The organism is Halomonas sp. AOP7-E1-9 (assembly GCF_052376035.1).
GTDB classification, from domain to species: Bacteria; Pseudomonadota; Gammaproteobacteria; order Pseudomonadales; family Halomonadaceae; genus Vreelandella; species Vreelandella citrativorans.
In genome coordinates, this window is record NZ_JBQSVC010000014.1 from 60564 (window position 1) to 80080 (window position 19517).

At 54.9% G+C, this 19517-nt stretch carries 18 protein-coding genes; 12 read left to right on the forward strand and 6 right to left on the reverse strand.

The features are described 5' to 3' along the window. Positions 1–18: 18 nt before the first annotated feature. A complete protein-coding gene (locus ACT3R4_RS09905) occupies positions 19–846 on the forward strand; it encodes an SIMPL domain-containing protein (protein ID WP_193057097.1) in 828 nt (275 codons plus the stop codon). Here ACT3R4_RS09905 and serS read toward each other — a convergent pair. After that, positions 791–2068 carry a serine--tRNA ligase gene (gene serS / locus ACT3R4_RS09910; RefSeq protein ID WP_441678781.1) on the reverse strand — a complete coding sequence of 426 codons (1278 nt, stop codon included), beginning with the start codon at positions 2066–2068 and terminating at the stop codon, positions 791–793. The two genes, ACT3R4_RS09905 and serS, sit on opposite strands and share 56 nt — an antisense overlap. A 291-nt stretch (positions 2069–2359) precedes the next feature. On the opposite strand from serS, the gene ACT3R4_RS09915 reads away from it, so the two are divergent. The 3 genes from ACT3R4_RS09915 (at position 2360) to ydiJ (ending at position 7470) form a co-directional block, all read left to right on the forward strand. Beyond that, complete coding sequence (locus ACT3R4_RS09915; protein ID WP_172117091.1) at positions 2360–3610, forward strand: dicarboxylate/amino acid:cation symporter; 1251 nt, start codon at positions 2360–2362, stop codon at positions 3608–3610. A 74-nt stretch (positions 3611–3684) separates the two neighbouring features. Then, on the forward strand, positions 3685–4266 hold the full coding sequence (locus ACT3R4_RS09920; protein ID WP_441678783.1) for a DUF4202 domain-containing protein: 582 nt from the start codon (positions 3685–3687) through the stop codon (positions 4264–4266). A gap of 90 nt (positions 4267–4356) precedes the next feature. Beyond that, a complete protein-coding gene (gene ydiJ, locus ACT3R4_RS09925) occupies positions 4357–7470 on the forward strand; it encodes a D-2-hydroxyglutarate dehydrogenase YdiJ (protein WP_441678785.1) in 3114 nt (1037 codons plus the stop codon). Between the two features lie 6 nt (positions 7471–7476). Here ydiJ and trpC read toward each other — a convergent pair whose 3' ends face one another. From trpC to ACT3R4_RS09940, 3 genes are read right to left on the reverse strand one after another with little or no spacing between them, the layout of a single operon-like run. Further along, on the reverse strand, positions 7477–8280 hold the full coding sequence (trpC, locus tag ACT3R4_RS09930; RefSeq protein ID WP_193054944.1) for an indole-3-glycerol phosphate synthase TrpC: 804 nt from the start codon (positions 8278–8280) through the stop codon (positions 7477–7479). A 9-nt stretch (positions 8281–8289) separates the two neighbouring features. Continuing rightward, the gene (gene trpD / locus ACT3R4_RS09935; RefSeq protein WP_441678787.1) at positions 8290–9309 is read right to left on the reverse strand and encodes an anthranilate phosphoribosyltransferase; all 1020 of its coding nucleotides are present in this window, start codon (positions 9307–9309) and stop codon (positions 8290–8292) included. A gap of 36 nt (positions 9310–9345) precedes the next feature. Beyond that, positions 9346–9936, reverse strand: coding sequence for an anthranilate synthase component II (locus ACT3R4_RS09940; RefSeq protein ID WP_441678789.1), 591 nt, complete (start codon positions 9934–9936; stop codon positions 9346–9348). A gap of 264 nt (positions 9937–10200) precedes the next feature. On the opposite strand from ACT3R4_RS09940, the gene ACT3R4_RS09945 reads away from it, so the two are divergent. Both ACT3R4_RS09945 and ACT3R4_RS09950 read left to right on the forward strand, forming a co-directional pair. Beyond that, entirely contained in the window at positions 10201–10398 is a 198-nt protein-coding gene (locus ACT3R4_RS09945) for a hypothetical protein (protein ID WP_441678791.1), read from the forward strand. Positions 10399–10860: 462 nt separating this feature from the next. Further along, a complete protein-coding gene (locus ACT3R4_RS09950) occupies positions 10861–11775 on the forward strand; it encodes a metal ABC transporter solute-binding protein, Zn/Mn family (RefSeq protein ID WP_441678793.1) in 915 nt (304 codons plus the stop codon). A 29-nt stretch (positions 11776–11804) separates the two neighbouring features. Here the strand turns inward: ACT3R4_RS09950 and ACT3R4_RS09955 are convergent, their stop codons facing one another. Next, the gene (locus ACT3R4_RS09955; protein ID WP_441678795.1) at positions 11805–12473 is read right to left on the reverse strand and encodes a phosphoglycolate phosphatase; all 669 of its coding nucleotides are present in this window, start codon (positions 12471–12473) and stop codon (positions 11805–11807) included. Positions 12474–12646: 173 nt separating this feature from the next. Between ACT3R4_RS09955 and ACT3R4_RS09960 the strand changes: the two genes are divergently transcribed. Further along, positions 12647–13945, forward strand: a complete 1299-nt coding sequence (locus ACT3R4_RS09960; RefSeq protein WP_441678796.1) for an NAD(P)/FAD-dependent oxidoreductase — start codon at positions 12647–12649, stop codon at positions 13943–13945. Positions 13946–13950: 5 nt separating this feature from the next. Here ACT3R4_RS09960 and rpe read toward each other — a convergent pair whose 3' ends face one another. Then, a complete protein-coding gene (rpe, locus tag ACT3R4_RS09965) occupies positions 13951–14646 on the reverse strand; it encodes a ribulose-phosphate 3-epimerase (RefSeq protein WP_441678798.1) in 696 nt (231 codons plus the stop codon). A gap of 287 nt (positions 14647–14933) precedes the next feature. On the opposite strand from rpe, the gene cysP reads away from it, so the two are divergent. From cysP to ACT3R4_RS09990, 5 genes are all read left to right on the forward strand, one after another. Further along, complete coding sequence (gene cysP / locus ACT3R4_RS09970; RefSeq protein ID WP_441678800.1) at positions 14934–15944, forward strand: thiosulfate ABC transporter substrate-binding protein CysP; 1011 nt, start codon at positions 14934–14936, stop codon at positions 15942–15944. Positions 15945–15971: 27 nt separating this feature from the next. Beyond that, positions 15972–16826 (forward strand): sulfate ABC transporter permease subunit CysT, encoded by an 855-nt coding sequence (gene cysT / locus ACT3R4_RS09975; RefSeq protein ID WP_441678802.1) that lies wholly within the window; start codon positions 15972–15974, stop codon positions 16824–16826. Then, positions 16826–17653, forward strand: coding sequence for a sulfate ABC transporter permease subunit CysW (cysW, locus tag ACT3R4_RS09980; protein WP_441678804.1), 828 nt, complete (start codon positions 16826–16828; stop codon positions 17651–17653). Before cysT ends, cysW begins: the two co-directional genes overlap by 1 nt. After that, entirely contained in the window at positions 17650–18744 is a 1095-nt protein-coding gene (locus tag ACT3R4_RS09985) for a sulfate/molybdate ABC transporter ATP-binding protein (RefSeq protein ID WP_193054950.1), read from the forward strand. The genes cysW and ACT3R4_RS09985 overlap by 4 nt, the downstream gene beginning before the upstream one ends. A 160-nt stretch (positions 18745–18904) precedes the next feature. Further along, on the forward strand, positions 18905–19498 hold the full coding sequence (locus ACT3R4_RS09990; protein WP_441678806.1) for a YajG family lipoprotein: 594 nt from the start codon (positions 18905–18907) through the stop codon (positions 19496–19498). The last annotated feature ends 19 nt before the right edge of the window (positions 19499–19517 follow it).

Sequence of the window (19517 nt, forward strand, 5' to 3'; positions counted from 1 at the left end):
ACCTCAAGGAGTTTCTCTATGAGCCCAGTATCGGCACGTTTACCGCGTTTTCGTTATGGAATTTTAAGTGGCGCTCTGTTGGCGCTTCTGAGCACTCCCCTCGCCTTTGCGGCCCCGCCTGCACCGCCCAGCTTAAATGTCCAGGCACAGTCCTGGGTTGAGGTTGAACCCGACCAAGCGACGTTCACAGCGCGCCTCTGGGAAAACACGCCTGCCGTTTCTTCACTGGAAGATACCGACAGCGAAGCGTTAGGAGAAGCACGTGAACGCCTTGAGAATCGCGCCAGCGAACTGATCGAAGCCATTGAAGCCCTGGGAATTGAGCGACGCGCTATTAATGCCGGGTCGCTGAACGTTTATCCTGACCATGTCGCTGCGCCACGCAGCGAAAATGGCGACCAGGAGATGCTCCAACGCACGCGTCTTGAACGCCCGTTCAGCATAGAGCTAACCGACCTTGATCAATTGGGCGATGTGCTCAACGCGCTGATCGGGGTGGGTGTGAATGCAATGGACGGCGTCCAATTTGATTTACAGGACAGAGAAGCCGCCACCGATGAAGCGCTGGTAAAAGCACTGGAGAAAGCTCGCCACAAAGCCAACCTGATGGCCAGCACGCTGGAAACCGAACTCGGCCACGTTCAGCGTATTGAAGAGACGCAAGCGCCTATGTTTCAGCCCCGCATGATGGCCATGCGGGCTGAGAGTGATATGGCCAGTAGCGGATCACAAAGCGATTACAGCCCCGGCACCATCCGTATTGATGCCGGGGTTAACGTCGAATGGACGCTTAAAGGGCCAGACGCTCCTGACCACCAAGATAGGGACGTAGCGGCTCAGGAATAACCACCGAGCCGTCTGCCTGCTGGTGATTTTCAAGTATTGCCAGCAGGCAACGGCCAACGGCCAAGCCAGAACCATTTAACGTATGCAGGAGCTGTGGCTTTTTCACATCCGGTTGACGGAAGCGCGCCTGCATACGTCGCGCCTGAAAGTCTTCGCAGTTGGAAACAGACGAAATTTCCCGATAAGTGCTCTGACTGGGCAGCCAGACTTCCAGGTCGTAGGTCTTCGATGCTCCAAAGCCCATATCGCCCGTGCAAAGTGTCACTACCCGGTACGGCAACTCTAACGCTTGTAAGATCGCCTCTGCATGACCACGCATTTCATCCAGCGCTTCATAGCTCTTCTCTGGTTCTACAATCTGCACCATTTCCACTTTATCAAACTGATGCTGACGGATCATGCCGCGAGTATCACGCCCGTGCGAACCAGCCTCGCTACGAAAGCACGGCGTGTGCGCCGTAAGCTTCATCGGCAATGCCGCTTGATCCACAATCTCATCACGCACAAAGTTGGTGAGCGGCACTTCAGAAGTAGGAATCAAGTAGTACTCGCGCTCATCATCCAGCTTGAACAGGTCTTCGCCAAACTTCGGCAGCTGGCCGGTGCCCGTTAGTGAGTCGCGGTTCACCATATAGGGCACGTAGCACTCTTCATAGCCGTGCTTCTCGGTTTGGGTATCCAGCATAAATTGGGCCAGCGCGCGGTGCAGACGAGCAATGGGCCCACGCATAACGGCAAAGCGGGCACCGGTCAGTTTAACGGCCAATTCAAAATCCAGATAACCGGATTTTTTGCCTAAATCGACATGATCGAGCACATCAAAATCGAACTCGCGTGGTGTACCCCAACGGTGCAGTTCAACGTTGTCTTCTTCTTTTTCACCTTCCGGCACGCTTTCATGAGGCAAGTTAGGAATGCCGCTGACCGCGTCATCCCAGGCCTCTTGCACCTTGGCCAACTCACACTTGGCGTTATCCAGACGATCGCCTAAATCGCTGACTTCATCCAACAGCGGCTGGATATCTTCGCCACTGGCTTTGGCCTTGCCAATGGCTTTTGAGCGCGTATTACGCTCGCTTTGCAGTTGCTCGGTCTGCGTTTGCAATTCACGGCGGCGCGACTCCAGCGTCTGAAGCCCCTCTTTATCCAGTACAAAGCCGCGACGAGCTAGTTGTTGCGCTAGCGCGTCCAGATCACCGCGCAGCAGTTTCGGATCGAGCATGAGTTATTCCTTGGCCTGTATTCAGTTAAACACGGCGCCAAACGCCAGTATCAAAGGCCCCTATTGTAGGCAAAAGCACGGCGGGGAGCTATGGGGGCGTTATAGCAACGTGCCCGGCAACTCACGTCGGCGATTAAATAACCAGAGGCTGCTTCGAAGCCGCGGCCGCCCGTAAGCGCTCACTTGCCCATTACAAGCCCCCGCCCTTCTTACTAAAAAGTGATAAAGTGCGCGCCGAATCGTAATCCTGCTATTGATCAACCGTAAATAAAACTCCAAGGAGAGAGATCCGTGAGCACATCACAAGGCGCCTTCGGCTGGTGGAGAGGCATCGCCCTCTGGAAGAAAATTCTCGCAGGTTTAGCGCTAGGGATAGCGGCGGGCGCACTACTGGGTGAAAACGCCAGCATCTTTAAGCCGCTGGGCGATATTTTTATCAACGCGATCATGATGCTGATCGTACCGCTAGTGTTCTCAACCCTAGTGGTCGGCATTACGTCGATGCGCGACCCGCAAAAAATGGGTCGCATTGGCGCCCGCACCATCGGCCTTTATCTTTTGACCACGGCCTTTGCTATCAGTATCGGGTTGTTGCTTTCGACACTGCTACAGCCTGGAGCAGGCGTTAACATCAGTTTTGATAGCAGCGTGAATGCAAGCGAGGCGCCTACCCTGGCGTCCATTTTGATTAACCTGGTACCCCGTAACCCCATTGATGCGCTGGCCAACGGCAACATTCTGCAAATTATTGTATTTGCGATTGGCCTGGGCATTTCACTGACTCTGATTGGTGAAAAGGGTGAAGCACTGGTTGTGGTGTTCGATAGCTTTGCCGAGGCAATGTACAAGCTCACGGGCATCGTCATGGCCTTTGCACCTTTTGGGGTGTTTGGCCTAATGGCGCATGTATCTGGCCAATACGGGCTGGAAATCCTGTTACCACTTGCCAAGCTGATTGGCGTGGTGTATTTAGCCTGTGCGCTGCATGTTCTGGTGATTTACTCAGGCTTTATTCGCCTGTTGGGGCGGCTTAATCCAGTGCGTTATCTCCAGGGTAGCTTGGACGCCATGATGATAGCGTTCTCCTCCGCCTCTTCGGCAGGATCACTGCCGGTATCGATTCGCTGTGCACAGAAAAACCTGGGCGTATCTGAAGGCGTTTCAAGCTTTGTACTGCCTGTGGGTGCGACCATTAATATGGATGGTACAGCGCTTTACCAAGGCGTCGTCGTGCTGTTTATTGCCCAAATGCTGGGTATTGAGCTGAGCCTGGTCGACTATGGCATGATTGTCGCCACCGGCACGCTTGCTTCCATTGGCACCGCGGGCGTACCCGGTGCGGGTCTTATCATGCTCTCTATCGTGATGGCTCAAATTGGCTTACCGCTTGAGGCCATCGCCGTCGTAGCAGGCATCGACCGTATTCTCGATATGGCGCGCACCAGCGTTAACGTGGCGGGCGACATTATGGTCACCACCCTGGTAGGTAAAAGCGAAGGCGAATTGAACCTCGACGTTTATAACGCCGATAATAAAGCCTGACCGCCCGCCCCACGCCAGAATACTCTGCGACGAGACCGTTGCAGAGTATCGCGACAGCTAACCAGGAGAGCATCATGTCCCACCGCCTTGAACAGGTATTAACTGCGCTGGACCAGCTTCATAGCGAAGACCCCAAAACGACCAACGTGGCCGATGAGCCGCTCCCCGCCGAGCTGCTTTACGCACAGCGCATGAGCAAATGGCTTGCTCACCTTAACCAGGCACCCAGCGAGTGCTTACAGATTGCTGTCCGCGCCCAGCACTTGCAGCGCTGGCAGGTAGCACGCGAAGCGTACCCTGAAGGTCGAGTAGGCTACTTAACCTGGCGGCGCGACCAGGGTATCCGCGCAGGCGACACTGCCGCCCAATTAATGCGTGAAGCAGGCTATAGCACAGAGGACGCCGAGCGGGTTATCACACTCATCACCAAAAAGGGGTTGGGCCGTGACGCCGACGTACAGACACTTGAAGACTGCGCCTGTCTGGTATTTTTGGAAAACTACTTTGCCGATTTTTCGCGCAAGGTCGAACATGACCATATGGTGCGAATTATTCAAAAAACCTGGCGCAAGATGTCACCCCAAGCTCATGAATTGGCCCTGGCACTGCCCATGTCGCCTGCTTCTGCCGCCCTGGTAAAAGAAGCTTTGAGCTAGCATGTTTAGCGCAGGGTGCAGCCGGGCAGGCACTGAGGTAAAGTAGCGCTCTCTTTTTTTGATGCCCCGGCACTGACGGCTTGAACGATTATGATTGCATCGCTGGACTCTCGAACCGCCCCGTTTGAACGCTTGGCCTCCCACTACCAGCGCTTTCTGGAAGCCCTTAAAACACGCGGCTTCGATGGTGAGATTGCCCCTGACTATGCCCACCGCACGGTGCTGGCAACCGACAACTCGATCTATCAGCGCCTGCCTCAGGCGGCGGTGTTTCCCCGCCATGCAGAAGACCTGGAATGCCTGGCCAAACTGGCCGCTGAAGCGCCTTACCGCGAGGTGGTGTTAACGCCGCGAGGCGGCGGCACCGGCACCAACGGTCAGTCGCTTACCGATGGCATCGTGGTGGATATCTCCAGGCACATGAATCAGGTGCTGGACATTGATGTCGAGAACCGTCGGGTACGCGTTCAAGCGGGAGTCGTGAAGGATCAGTTGAATGCCGCCTTAAAGCCCTACGGGCTGTTTTTTGCCCCAGAGCTCTCGACCTCCAATCGAGCGACCATCGGCGGCATGATTTCGACCGATGCCAGCGGTCAGGGTAGCTGTGCTTACGGAAAAACCCGTGACCACGTGCTGGAACTCGACACGGTACTGCTGGGTGGCCAGCATCTGCATAGCCGGGCACTCAGTGCCGATGAGGAACAGCAGGCCTGCCAGCAGGACGGTATTGTCGGGCAGGTGCACCGCACAGCGGCCAGTATTATTGATCAGCAGCGCGATCTGATCGAGGCCACCTTTCCGCCGCTTAACCGCTGCCTGACCGGTTACGACCTGGCTCACCTGCGCAACGACCAGCATGCGCTTGATCTCAACAGCCTGCTGTGTGGCTCGGAAGGCTCGCTGGGGTTTCTGAACGAAGCCGTGTTGAGCGTACTGCCCATCCCCCAACACGCCACCCTGGTTAACGTGCGCTATACCCGCTTTATGGATGCGCTGCGCGATGCCAAGACACTGATGGCCAGCGCCAGGCCTGTGTCGATCGAAACCATCGACGATACGGTGCTCACGCTCGCCATGGCCGACTTTGTGTGGGACAGCGTGGCCGAGTTCTTCCCCGAGAGCGACACACCGATTCGGGGTATCAACCTGGTCGAGTTTAGCGACGACGACCCGGCTGCGTTGGCCGAACAGGTTGAGGCCTTTACGCGTCACTTGAATCAGGATGCCACGGTCACGCGATTGGGCTATACCCTGGCCGAAGGCCGTGAGCAGATCAGCACGGTTTACGGCATGCGCAAACGCTCGGTGGGCCTTTTGGGCAATGTGCAGGGTGAGAAGCGTCCACTGCCGTTTGTTGAAGATACCGCGGTACCACCAGAACATCTGGCCGCTTTTATTAGCGAGTTCCGCGCCGCGCTGGACGCGCGTGGGCTCGCTTACGGCATGTTTGGGCATGTTGATGCAGGGGTGCTGCATGTGCGCCCCGCACTGGACATGAAAGACCCGGCCCAGGAAGCACTGATTCGGGACATCTCCGATGAAGTCGCCGCCCTGACCCAAAAATACGGCGGATTGTTGTGGGGTGAGCACGGCAAAGGGGTACGCTCCGAGTATGCACCCAAATTTTTTGGCGAGCTTTACCCCAGCCTGCAGCGGGTCAAGGCCGCGTTTGACCCGTTTAACCAGCTTAACCCTGGCAAGATCGCTTCACCGGCACAGAACAGCGCGCTGATCGCCAAAGACCGCGACCCAAACCTGCTAAGCATCGACGCCGTGCCGATGCGCGGCCAGCTGGACCGTACCATTGATGAGCGCGCCTGGCAGGCCTATGACGCAGCGGTGTACTGCAACGGTAACGGCGCCTGCTACAACTACGACGTGGACGACCCCATGTGCCCGTCGTGGAAGGCGACCCGCAACCGCATTCACTCGCCCAAGGGGCGCGCCAGCCTGATGCGTGAATGGCTGCGCCTGCAGTCCCAGGCGGGCATCGACGTGGTGGAAGAGTCGCGCAAGAAAAAAGCAGAAGGCCGATGGGGCTTTGTTAAACACTTCCCGAAACGCCTGGCGAATACGTTCAGCCGCCAGCAGCACCACGACTACTCTCATCAGGTCTACGACGCCATGGCCGGCTGCCTGGCATGCAAGTCCTGCGCGGGGCAATGCCCCATCAAGGTCAACGTGCCGCAGTTCCGTTCGCAGTTTTTAGAGGTCTATCACGGGCGCTATTTACGCCCCCTGCGCGACTACGTGATAGGCAGCACAGAGTTCATGCTGCCCACGCTTGCCCGGGCAGCGCCGCTGTATAACGCCGTGATGGGCCAGCACTGGGTGGAAACGCTGATGCGCCGCAGTGTGGGCATGAGCGACTCGCCATTGCTCTCCCGCGCCAGCGTGAAAAAGCAGCTACGTGCCTGGGGCGTAGCGGAAGCCACGCCCACCTCGCTTGCTCTGCTCACCGACCAGCAGCGCGCCAATAGTGTGATTGTGGTTCAGGATGCGTTCACCACCCATTTTGAAGCCAAACTGGTCATGGACGTGGTCGAACTGCTCTCACGGCTCAACTTGCGCGTGTTGGTGATGCCCTATAGCGCCAACGGCAAACCGCTACACGTCCAGGGCTTTTTGGGCGCGTTTGAGCGTACGGCCGAAAAGCAGGCCAAGCGCCTGCGGGCGTTGCGCGAGTTTGAGGTGCCCATGGTGGGGATCGACCCGGCGATGACGCTGACCTACCGCCAGGAGTACGTAAAAGCGCTGGGACCCGACGCCGTGCCCGAGGTATTGATGCTACAGGAGTGGCTGGCTATCCGGCTGCCCACCCTGGCACCCCGACAGCTAGCGCCCAATGCCCTTGGCTTTAAGCTGCTTTCGCACTGCACCGAAAAAACCAACGCGCCCGGAAGCCCGAAGGCGTGGCAGCAAGTATTTGCCGCATTTGGCCTGCCGTTGGAGTTGGTCAATACCGGCTGCTGTGGAATGTCCGGTACCTACGGCCATGAAACGCGCAACGCCGAAACGTCCAAAACGATTTACGCCCAATCCTGGCAGCCCCAGGTTGAGGCAGTGGAAAACACTGACAGGCTGCTGGCCACGGGGTATTCGTGCCGCAGCCAAGTGAAGCGTTTTTCAGAACAAACGCTTCACCACCCGCTGCAAGCCCTGCTTTATGCCTTACGCAGCGCGGGCGAACACCCCAGTGATTAACAAGGCTTAGAAGAATAGCTTTTTAAGCGCCAGGCCAGGGTCGGCTTGGCGCATAAAAGCCTCCCCAACCAAAAACCCATTAACGTGGTGATCCCGCATTAACTGAACATCCGCCTGAGTATGGATACCCGACTCAGTAATAACGGTTACGTTTTCAGGAATATGCGCCAGTAAATCCAGCGTCGTGTTGAGGCTGGTATCGAACGTGTGCAGGTTACGGTTGTTAATGCCTACCAACGCCAAATCAAGCTTAAGCGCACGCGTTAGCTCATCGGCATCATGGACTTCCACCAACACATCCATTCCCAGTTGATTGGCCTGCTGGTGCAAGTCAAGCAGCCTGGCATCATCCAGTGCGGCGACAATCAGCAAAATACAGTCGGCTCCAATGGCGCGCGCTTCTGACACCTGGTAACCGTGGGTAATAAAGTCTTTGCGGATAACCGGCAGCTCGCAGACGTCCCGCGAGACGATCAAATAGTCTTCATGCCCCTGGAAAAAGTCCGCATCAGTCAGTACGGACAAGCAGGCTGCACCACCTTGAGCGTAGCTTTTGGCGATATCCGCCGGATGAAACTCTTCTCGAATGACGCCTTTGGAGGGCGACGCCTTTTTAACTTCTGCAATAATCGCCGGGTCACCGACCGCAATACGCTGATTAAGCGCGTTGATGAACCCGCGCGGAGCACTCTGCTGCTTGGCAAGCGCGAGCAAATCCGTCTCGGATACCGCCTGCTGGCGCTCGGCGACTTCCTCATCCTTGCGGGCAAGAATTCGCGTCAAAATAGTGGGTGTTGCCTGTTGGTTCATAGCGGTCACTTACTCTTTGAAAACGCTGGTGAAGTGTGAAAGCTCTCTGAGCTTCTCAAGCGGCAGTTTAGACCCCTGAGCGTCCTGAGCGATCAGAACGCCCTCTTTCAGGCTGTCAGCCACACCCGCACAGTAAAGGGCGGCACCTGCGTTCAAGGCCACCATGTCGGATGCGGGGCCTTCACCGCTCAATGCCGCCTTTACCAACCGCAGGCTATCTTCTGCGTTAGCGGCCTTCAGCGTTGCCAGGCTCTGGCGCTCGATGCCAAACTCTTCAGGGGAAACCGTGTACTGAGTAATTTCACCCTCTTTAAGCTCAGCCACTTGCGTAGAAGCTGCCAGCGATATTTCGTCCAAACCATCTTCTGAATGGACCACCATGACATGGCGGCTGCCCAGCTTTTTAAGCACTTCGGCCATCAGCGGCACCAGTTCTGGCGAGTACACACCGACCACCTGGTTGGGCGCCCCAGCAGGGTTAGTCAGCGGGCCCAGAATATTGAAGAGCGTGCGCACGCCCATCTCACGGCGCGGGCCAATGGCATAACGCATCGCCGGGTGGTGATTCGGCGCAAACATAAAGCCAACCCCCACCTGCTCAATACAACGGGCGACCTGCTGAGGCTTAAGGTCAAGGTAAATACCGGCAATATCAAAAAGATCGGCGCTGCCGGAAGACGACGATACGCTGCGATTACCGTGCTTTGCGACATGCGCACCCGCCGCTGCAGCCACAAAGCTGGACGCGGTGGATACGTTAAATAGATTAGCGCCATCGCCGCCGGTACCCACGATATCCACGACATTTTCAGCGTTTAGCTCAACACGGCGCATTAAATCGCGCATGACCTGGGCGGCAGCGCTAATTTCCACCGCGCTCTCCCCTTTCATGGCAAGCCCGACCAATAAGCCGCCTACTTGAGCATCGGACGCTTCACCCGTCATTATCTGGCGCATCAGGGCATGCATAACGTCAAAAGGGAGGTCTTCACGGTGTATCACCGCATTAATTGCATCTCGCATTTGCATGAACAGAGGAGCCTCTAAAGCGTGTGAACCAGGCAATCAGCCACGTTTTAAAAAATTTGCCAATAGCTCATGGCCTTGGCGAGTCAGTATTGATTCAGGGTGAAATTGCACCCCTTCTACATCCAGTGTGCTATGGCGCAGTCCCATGATCAAACCAGGCGTCACGTCATTGTCTATTGTCCAGGCCGTTATTTCCAGGCAGTTGGGGAGCGTTTCCCTTTCCACCACTAACGAGTGATAACGGGTTACTTCGAGGGGGTTATCCAACCCGTCAAAAACGCCCTGATGGGTATGTAAAACAGCCGATGTTTTACCATGCATCACCTGGGGCGCACGGACCACCCGAGCACCGTATACCTGACCAATCGCCTGATGCCCCAAACAAACACCCAATATAGGCAGTTTACCGGCAAAGTGACGAATAGCGGCTATTGAAATCCCCGATTCGTTGGGCGTGCATGGCCCCGGGGAAATAACCAGATGCGTAGGCGCCAGGGCTTCAATCTGTTCAAGGGTAATGGCATCGTTTCGATGCGTTACCACCTCTGCACCCAATTCATTCAAGTATTGGACAATGTTAAAAGTGAAACTGTCGTAATTGTCCAACATCAAGACTTTTTTCGGCATAGCCTATTGATTACCTTAATTATTGCATGGCAATCAGCGTATCGTTACCCAGACTATTAGCCAGGTATGCCATTGCTAGCGATTTTACGTAAGTGTGCTGGATTGTATCGCCAGACGAGGTTAATCGCCACGACAGTTGCGCGCAGTTACGTTTTCGTCGCACTGGGCTATGCTGGAAAATATGCAGGAAAGCATGCTGAAAAGTACGCTGAACAATATGCTCGACAGCATGTTCAACAGAAGTGCGATCAAAAGGAGCGCGCCATGGATAAGGCCATCATTGACGTTATTCGAGAAAATGAACAGCTACCCGACCACATGACCGATAGCGAGATCGCCAAGCAGTACAAGGGCACCTATACCGCTGCGAGAGCCGCTATCAGCCTGGACCATACGCCGCTTGATCAGCAACTCGCTGACGCCACGGCCAGGGTTCTCCCCTTTATGAAAAAAAAGAAGTAATACCAGGCACGGTATAACTTTATACAACAAGCCCCTAACAGCAAGCCTTTGGGCTTTCTGTTAGGGTACGAAACGATATTTCCTCAACCGTTAACCAAGTGAGTTTTCATTGAGGCGCTTTGCCTCGCTCTCGGCTTCCTGGCGAGTAGCGTAGGAGACAACAGAGGTGTTATCGGCCTGAGTGAGCCTTCCCAAGTGCTACTGTTAGCAACTTTCGCCGTTAAGGCTATATTTTGCTATTACAGCGCGAAAACGGTTGTAATGGTCAAGTAACACTGGCCAGCGCTCTATTTTTAACGTTAGTTATCTAAAGACAGCCGCACCGCTAGCGACATTGCGTTTGCACAATGCATACGCCAAAAAGAACAACAACTTATATCCATTTTTTTTAGCCGGGAGGAACTAGCCACAGAGCGTAGCAGTCTTTATTATCTTGAGCCTTCAAACGAGTGGGAGCGTGAAATGCAAAAGCAAGTGAGCTGGGTAAGCACGCTCTTGCTAGGAATTTTGGTAAGTGTGTCACCGCTAGCAGGCGCTTCGACACTCAACGTTATCGCTTCTTTTTCCATACTTGAAGACCTGGTCAAGCGCATTGCCGGCGAAGATATTGACGTAAACGTTATCGTTCCCCCCGGTGAGGATGTCCATACGTGGGAACTGACGCCGCCCAATGTGCTGTCCATCGAAGAAGCCGACATCATGTTTTATAACGGCTTTGGGCTAGAGCCTTGGCTACGCCATGTAGAGGCCATCGCAAATGATTCGCTTACCCTAAAGGCCGTGGCTGAAAACGCTGACTTTGCGCCGCTCCCTATTATTACAGGGCAGTATCAAGGCACAAATGACCCGCATATGTGGATGGATCCGAAAGGTGCGGCCGCCTACATCAAGGTGATTGCTGAAACGCTGGCCGAGCACTACCCCGAAAAAGCGGGGGCGTTTTATGCCCGTGCGGAGGACACCTATCGCGCGCTGGATACGTTAGACCAGGCCATCAACGAGCGCCTGGAAGGTATCCCCAAAACGAACCGCTCCCTGGTGACCAGCGAGGCCGGATTTAGGTACTTTGCGCACGCCTATGGTTTTGAGTACGACGCTATTTGGGGGCTGAATAACGAAACACAGGGTAACGCCCGGGCAATGGCCGAGATGAACGAACGCTTGGCCAAAACACGCCCCCCGGCACTATTTTATGAAAGCACTGTTCCCTGTATCCACATGGATGCGTTGTCACGCGCCACCGGCATCTCACTGGCTGGCCCACTCTATGTTGACTCATTTAGCTCACAAGACGATCAAGCCGATGACTACCCCGCCATGCTGCACTATAACGCCGAGCTTATTCATGGTGCATTAGGTGGCGCTCGCCCGGAATAGCCTTTTTGCAGCCAGTCAGTCAGTCAATCTTAAGTGACAAGCGCCAGCAGCGACGCCATCACACAATCAGGCTGGCTGAGTTCAATAGGATCGCCATGGTTATAGCCATAAGGCAGTGCGAGGGTGGCAAACCCGGCTGCCTTGCCCGCGGCAATATCATGACGAGAATCGCCGACCATGAGGCACTCACTTGGCAAAAACTGGCACGCCTGCGCGGCATGTAAAAGGGGTAAGGGGGAAGGCTTCTTCTCCGCCAAGGTGTCTCCTCCTACCCATAGCGTAAACCATTGACGAATCCCGAAGTGATCAAGAATGGGCACAATAAACCGCTCTGGCTTATTGGTGATGAGCACCAGCGTAAAGCCCGCGCCATGCAGCGCTTCGAGTGCTGTTTTTACACCGGGATAGAGCGTCGTTAACGCATTCGGTGCCGCACCGTAATACGCCATAAAAGCATCAAAGGCGCGCGCTTGAAGCACCTCCTCAGGAGACCGGCCCAACGCCCAGGTAAGTGCACGCTCCACCAGGATCGGCGCACCATTGCCCACCCAGTCGCGCACCTGAACACCATCAGGTGTGGGCAAATTAAGCTCGCCTAACGTTTTCTGCACTGCAACGGCCAAGTCAGGTACGGAATCAACCAGCGTGCCGTCTAAATCGAACGCGACTAATCGTTTTCCCGTGAGTATTGAGTGCACTGCCCTGCTCCCTTAACGCTGACTTATGTAGGCATTGGCAATGACACGCCTACCATTTTCAATGTCTTAACCTGCCAAATTGCTCAGCATCTTACTGCGTCCATGGCGCTAGCGCATTAGTCAGAAGAGAGAGAAGCTTCTATGCTAAAGCCAGATTAGCCAAGGAGAAACCAATGGCCATACCCAGGATTGTTATTGTCGGTGGCGGCGCAGGCGGTTTAGCGCTTGCGACTCGGCTAGGGCATACGTTAGGAAAACGCAAGCGCGCTGAAATTGTATTGCTTGACCGCAATGCAACCCATGTATGGAAACCGCTGCTTCATGAGTTAGCGACGGGGGTTTTAAACTCCAGCATGGATGAGGTGGATTATCGCGGGCATTCATCTGCGCATTTCTACCGCTACCAACGCGGCTCACTGCATGGCCTGGATCGCGAACAGAAAGTACTACACTTATCGCCTATTTATGATGAAGACGGCAATGAAGTGCTCCCCGAGCGCACGCTAAAATACGACTTCCTGGTGCTTGCCTTGGGCAGCGTTTCCAACGACTTTGGCACTCAAGGGGTGGCCGAGCACTGCCACTTCATCGACTCCCCCCAGCAGGCCAAGCTGTTTCAACGAGAGATGATCAATACGTTTTTGCGCTATACCGACCCCTCATTACGTCAGCATACCGTGCTGACCATCGGCATTGTGGGCGGAGGCGCCACAGGGGTTGAGCTTGCTGCCGAGCTTTTCGACGCTTCGCGCTTACTTAACGCTTACGGGGTAACCGCACTGGACCATCAGCAAATTAGCGTGCATATCCTTGAAGCGGCACCTCGACTACTGCCTGGCCTTTCCGAACGCATTAGCCAGACAGTGCAACAAGAACTGGAGACAATGGGCGTAACGGTGCATATCGGCACGGCGATTAAAGAAGCCCACGCCAACCAACTCGTTACAGCCGACGGCGATACCATTGAAACCGACCTAAACGTATGGGCGGCAGGCATTAAAGCCCCCGAGTTTTTAACCAAACTGGGGCTTTCAACCAACAAGAAAAATCAGATTAACGTTGAAAAGACACTGCAGAGTGTTGATGACCCCAGCATTTTTGCCTTGGGTGATTGCGCCAGCTGCCCGCAGGGTGAAGATGGCACCGTACCTCCTCGCGCTCAAGCGGCTCATCAGCAGGCGAAACTGCTAGCCAAAAATATCAACCACTTGCTGGAAGGCAAAGCACTTAACGAATTTCACTACCGCGACCACGGCTCGCTTGTTTCGCTGGCACGCTACGACGCGGTGGGTAATCTGATGCGCAGCTCCGCATCGCGCGGCCTCTTTTTAGAAGGCTGGTTTGCTCGCCAGTGCTACGCATCGCTTTATCGCATGCATCAAGTGTCGATCCATGGCGTCCCGAAAACCGGGCTTACGTGGCTAGTCGATAAGATTAACCGCTACCTCAGGCCTCGCATGAAGCTACATTAAACGTCTTAAACCTTGGCCAGCGCCGCACGCATTTTCTTGATAACCGAGTCATAGCCGTGTGGGTCGCTGGCCTGGTGCGCGTTAAAAATAGCGGAGCCCGCCACAAAGGTATCCGCCCCTGCCGCTGCGATCTCGGCAATATTGTCGGCTTTTACGCCGCCATCAATTTCCAAACGAATCGCTTTACCGGATGCATCAATACGAGCACGCGCCTCGCGCAGTTTATCCAGTGTGCCAGGAATAAACGACTGGCCACCAAACCCTGGGTTAACGCTCATTAGAAGCACCATATCGACCTTATCCATCACATAGTCAAGATAAGAGAGCGGCGTTGCCGGATTAAATACCAGCCCTGCCTTGCAACCACCATCACGAATCAACTGAAGCGAGCGGTCGACATGCTCAGACGCCTCCGGGTGAAACGTAATATAGCTGGCCCCTGCCTCAATAAAATCGCTAATCATGCGATCAACCGGCTTCACCATCAAATGGACATCAATAGGCGCCGCCACACCATGATGTCGCAATGCTTTACATACCATCGGACCAATCGTCAGGTTCGGTACGTAATGGTTGTCCATTACATCAAAGTGGACAATATCAGCGCCCGCGGCCAGCACGTTATCCACCTCCTCCCCTAGGCGTGCAAAATCAGCGGAGAGAATAGAAGGGGCAATTAAAAAATCATGCGCAGCGGTCATGGGCACTCCTGACTAGCCATTGAAATGAGGGATCACCAGGTGGCGCAGCGACAACCTGGTGATGCCCCTGGAAAACGGGCATTTTAACAGAGCAATTGAAAAAACGGCGCGGTTTTGGCTACCCATTGCAGTTAATCATTTCCAACCATGTGTCTGCCCCCTTTATCAATCAGGCACACCGTTATTTCCAAAAAGAATAACAATCGCAATTGTAATTCCACAATGTCAGGTTTAATCTTATGCCAATTACGATCCATATCGTTTACCGCTTTAAGAAGGAGCTTGCCATGTCTCTGCCACTCTTTTTCCGTCGCAGCCTGCTTGCCATTACACTAGGCGCTAGCATCGCTAGCCCTGCCATGGCGCAAGAGCGCGAAATGCTTAACTCCTCCTACGATATCGGGCGCGAGCTATTTAGCGCGATCAACCCTGAGTTTATCGCTTGGTGGCAAGAACAGAATGACGAACAAATCAGCGTTAACCAGTCCCACGGCGGCTCTTCTGCTCAGGCGCGTGCCATCCTGCAGGGTCTGCGAGCAGACGTCGTCACATTTAACCAGGTAACCGACGTTCAGGTACTGGCGGATGCTGGCTTGGCGAATGAGGATTGGCAGAGCGCGTTGGATAACAATGCATCGCCTTACTACTCCACGACGGCCTTTCTGGTCCGCAAGGACAATCCCAAAGGCATTGAAAACTGGGATGACCTCGTAAAAGAAGATGTTCAAGTCGTCTTCCCTAACCCTAAAACATCCGGTAATGCGCGCTACACCTATTTAGCGGCATGGGGATTCGCCGACAAGGAATTTGACGGTGATGAAGAGCAGATCCAAGACTTTATGCGCACGTTCTTGGGCAATGTAGCCGTTTTTGACACTGGTGGCCGCGGCGCGACCACCAGCTTTATAGAGCGCGGTATCGGTGATGTGCTGATCAGTTTTGAATCCGAAGTGAATAACATTCGCCAGGAGTATGGCAGCGACGACTACGAAGTGGTCGTTCCGCCCATGAGCGTTTTAGCCGAATTCCCCGTCGCGGTCGTTACTGAAAATGCTGAGCGCAACGGCAACACCGATTTAGCGCAGGGATACCTTGAGTATCTCTACACTGAAGATGCCCAGCGACAGCTGGCGAACTTTAACTATCGCGTACATAACGAAACCGTGGTTGAAGAGTTTTCCGACCACTTCCCGGAAACTGAGCTGTTCAGCGTAGAAGACGTATTTGGTAGCTGGGACGAAGTAATGGAAACGCACTTCGAGGGTGGCGCGCTGCTCGATCAACTACAGCGCCGTTAATAGGACATCAGTCGTTATCAAAACATTATGAATCAACACGCTTTACGACTAACCGGCAGCACGCGAGTGCTGCCGGGTTTTGGCCTTTCAATGGGCATCAGCGTGCTGTTTATCTCGCTGGTGCTGGTACTACCTATCACTGGGCTTTTCGGGCAGCTTGCCGAGCTAAGCCTTGCCCAATACTGGTCAATTATTACCGAAGGCCGAGTGGTCGCAAGCTATATGGTCACCATGGGCGCAGCGGCGGTGGCGGCATTAATTAATGCGGTCTTCGGTCTGCTACTCGCTTGGGTATTGGTGCGCTACGAGTTTCCCGGCAAGCGACTGCTGGATGCTTTAATGGACCTGCCGTTTGCTCTCCCCACCGCGGTGGCGGGCATTACGTTGGCCACTCTCTATGCCAGCAGTGGCTGGATGGGGCGCCTGCTTGAGCCTTTGGGCCTTCAAGTGGCCTACACCTGGGTCGGTATCGCGCTGGCGATGGCATTTACCAGTATCCCGTTTGTGGTACGCACCGTGCAGCCCGTACTGGAAGACTTACCCGCTGAGGTTGACGAAGCCGCCATGTCACTGGGCGCGACCGACTGGGTGGCCTTTCGCCGGGTGATCATGCCGCACTTATGGCCCGCTCTGGTGACAGGAACAGGTCTTGCGTTTGTGCGCTCGCTTGGCGAATTTGGCGCGATTATCTTTATCGCAGGCAATATGCCCTACGAAACGGAAATTACCGCGTTAATGATCTTCGTCAAGCTGCAGGAGTATGACTACGCAGGCGCCTCCGCAGTGGCCTCCGTGGTGCTGTTTGTTTCGCTCGCGCTGCTGCTTGCCATCAACATTTGGCAAGGCCGTTTTGTCCGCCGCCTGCATGGAGGTAAGGGATAATGCGTAGAATTGGTGATGCACCGGGCGTCAAGCGCCTGCTAATTGGCGCGGCGTTAATCCTTTCGGCGCTGTTTTTATTGCTGCCGCTTGTCGCCATTTTCGCTCAGGCCTTTTCTCAGGGCATTGCGACTTTCTGGGTCAATGTAAGTAATTATTTTACCCTGCATGCGATTGGTCTAACGCTGGTCATCGCCCTGCTCACCATTCCTATTTGCCTGGTGTTTGGCGTGGCCCTGGCGTGGCTTGTTACGCGGTTTAGCTTTCCAGGTCGACGCATTCTGCAAACCTTGATTGATATCCCCTTTGCCGTTTCCCCTGTTGTTGCCGGGCTTATTTACCTGCTGCTTTACGGCCGCAATGGGTGGATCGGCAGTTGGCTGGATGGCCATGATATTCAGCTGATGTTTGCCTGGTCTGGAATTTTGATGGTGACCGTGTTTGTTACCTGCCCCTTCGTTGCCCGCGAGCTGATTCCGCTGATGCAGGCGCAGGGCTCGCGTGAGGAAGAGGCAGCCGCCACGCTAGGGGCCAAAGGGTGGGTCACCTTTTGGCGAGTCACACTGCCGAATATCCGCTGGGCACTGCTTTACGGGATTATTTTAACCAACGCCCGCGCCGTCGGTGAATTTGGCGCGGTATCGGTGGTCTCGGGCGCGATACGTGGTCAAACCAATACACTTCCTCTTCACCTTGAACAGCTTTACCAGGACTACAATGCGGTTGGTGCATTTGCATGCGCGGCACTGTTAGCACTGATTGCCCTGCTTACCCTGGCGGCCAAGGCTAGCCTGGAATGGCGCGCATCGCGCCGGGAGGCGCTCTTATGAGCATTCGCTTAGAAAATATTGCAAAACACTTTGGCAACACGCAGGCCCTTGAACCTGTCAATCTGGATATCCATGAGGGCGAATTAGTCGGCCTTCTGGGGCCCTCGGGGTCGGGCAAGACCACGCTTTTGCGGATTATTGCTGGCCTTGAAAGTGCTGACCACGCTACCCAGTCGGCCAGGATCATGTTCGGCGAACGCGATGTCACAAATGTGCATGTGCGCGACCGGCGTATCGGCTTCGTATTTCAGCACTATGCGCTGTTTCGTCATATGAGCGTTTACGATAACGTCGCGTTTGGCTTGACGGTGATGGCCAAAAAAGAGCGCCCTTCCAGCGGTGAAATTCGCGCACGCGTGTTTCGCCTGCTTGAAATGGTTCAACTTGAACACCTGGCCAAGCGTTACCCCGCCCAGCTTTCAGGCGGCCAACAGCAGCGTGTTTCTCTCGCCCGTGCGTTAGCGGTAAAACCCGACGTACTGCTACTTGATGAGCCGTTTGGCGCGCTGGATGCCAAGGTACGCCAGGACTTACGCCGCTGGCTTCGTCGCCTACATAGCGAGCTGAACTTTACCAGCGTTTTTGTTACCCATGACCAGGAAGAAGCGCTGGAGCTTTCCGACCGGGTCGTGGTGATGAGCAATGGGCGCATTGAGCAAATTGATGCTCCGGACACACTCTATCATTCGCCAAAAAATCGCTTTGTCTTCGAGTTTCTGGGTGACGTCAACCACTTGGAAGGCAGCGTTCGTAACGGCATTTTGACCTGCGGCGATGCCTATTTGCACGTTGACCTACCCGAAGGTAGCGAAGAACTGCTTTTGCGCCCTCACGAGGTACGCCTGGCAGAACAGCCCAGCGACACCTGCCATCTACCGGTAGTGATAACGGCGATCTCCCCCGTAGGTGCCGAAGTGCGTGTTGAGCTGGAAGCCGACTGGCTAGAGAAGCCATGGCTTGCGACCGTACGCCATGCGGATTTTGAACGTTTAGCGATGAAGCGCGGGCAACGCCTTTATGCCCACCCGCGCCAGTGGCACCGGTTTAAAGACGGGGTAACGGACTCAGCAAAACAGGCACGAGCCGCTTAACTAGCCAACAGCGCCCACCCTTGATCCTGCTGGCGTTTTGCGCATAACAGCGGCATAGTTATTCAGAGAGCTCTTTGAAACAAGCGCTTTGAAACAAACTATCTGAAACAGGTTATTAGAACCAGTTATTGGAACAAACCGTTACTGCGGGGAATAAAATATGCTTCGGCGCCATTTTTTACGTCTTTCAGGAGTGCTGCTGGCAGGCCTCTGGTTAGCAGGCTGCTCAGGTCCTCAATACCTTCAGCTTAGCCCGGAGCGTAGTACGAACGTGCCGAAAGCCGGGTCAGGCCAACACGTCACGGTCGTCGCCGTTGATGCTCGAGAAAGCGAGGTTATTGGTACAAGGGCTGGCGGCAGCATGTCAACGGCTCAGATTACCGTTAGCAGCCATGAACTGATTCCCCAACTGCAAGCAGAAGCCGAGCGCGCGGTTCACGATATGGGCTTTAACCCCACCACCGAGCAGGCCCAAGGCCGACCTACCCTTACCCTGGAGCTTGTTAGCCTACAGTATGGGCGTGGCGACAGCGGTCAGCCTTTGGTAGACGAGGCGCGTATTGAGGGCGTTTTCCGGGCCATCGCCCAGAATAAAGGCACCACGTATACCGGCACCTACACCTCGCGCCGCACACAAGGCTATGCCGTTAGGCCGGGTGAAGATGCTAATACACGTATGCTGAATGACCTGCTCAGCGACGGCCTTAACCGGGCCTTCAACGACCCAGAGCTTGGTCAGCTACTCGCCCGCTGATATACATTGAGCGCGCTGG

Excerpts from the sequence above, each read along its gene's own strand:
- ACT3R4_RS09905 (WP_193057097.1), top strand. The coding sequence starts at position 19 with ATGAGCCCAGTATCGGCACGTTTACCGCGTTTTCGTTATGGAATTTTA.
- serS (WP_441678781.1), bottom strand. The coding sequence starts at position 2,068 with ATGCTCGATCCGAAACTGCTGCGCGGTGATCTGGACGCGCTAGCGCAA.
- ACT3R4_RS09920 (WP_441678783.1), top strand. The coding sequence starts at position 3,685 with ATGTCCCACCGCCTTGAACAGGTATTAACTGCGCTGGACCAGCTTCAT.
- ydiJ (WP_441678785.1), top strand. The coding sequence starts at position 4,357 with ATGATTGCATCGCTGGACTCTCGAACCGCCCCGTTTGAACGCTTGGCC.
- trpC (WP_193054944.1), bottom strand. The coding sequence starts at position 8,280 with ATGAACCAACAGGCAACACCCACTATTTTGACGCGAATTCTTGCCCGC.
- trpD (WP_441678787.1), bottom strand. The coding sequence starts at position 9,309 with ATGCAAATGCGAGATGCAATTAATGCGGTGATACACCGTGAAGACCTC.
- ACT3R4_RS09940 (WP_441678789.1), bottom strand. The coding sequence starts at position 9,936 with ATGCCGAAAAAAGTCTTGATGTTGGACAATTACGACAGTTTCACTTTT.
- ACT3R4_RS09945 (WP_441678791.1), top strand. The coding sequence starts at position 10,201 with ATGGATAAGGCCATCATTGACGTTATTCGAGAAAATGAACAGCTACCC.
- ACT3R4_RS09950 (WP_441678793.1), top strand. The coding sequence starts at position 10,861 with ATGCAAAAGCAAGTGAGCTGGGTAAGCACGCTCTTGCTAGGAATTTTG.
- ACT3R4_RS09960 (WP_441678796.1), top strand. The coding sequence starts at position 12,647 with ATGGCCATACCCAGGATTGTTATTGTCGGTGGCGGCGCAGGCGGTTTA.
- rpe (WP_441678798.1), bottom strand. The coding sequence starts at position 14,646 with ATGACCGCTGCGCATGATTTTTTAATTGCCCCTTCTATTCTCTCCGCT.
- cysP (WP_441678800.1), top strand. The coding sequence starts at position 14,934 with ATGTCTCTGCCACTCTTTTTCCGTCGCAGCCTGCTTGCCATTACACTA.
- cysT (WP_441678802.1), top strand. The coding sequence starts at position 15,972 with ATGAATCAACACGCTTTACGACTAACCGGCAGCACGCGAGTGCTGCCG.
- cysW (WP_441678804.1), top strand. The coding sequence starts at position 16,826 with ATGCGTAGAATTGGTGATGCACCGGGCGTCAAGCGCCTGCTAATTGGC.
- ACT3R4_RS09985 (WP_193054950.1), top strand. The coding sequence starts at position 17,650 with ATGAGCATTCGCTTAGAAAATATTGCAAAACACTTTGGCAACACGCAG.
- ACT3R4_RS09990 (WP_441678806.1), top strand. The coding sequence starts at position 18,905 with ATGCTTCGGCGCCATTTTTTACGTCTTTCAGGAGTGCTGCTGGCAGGC.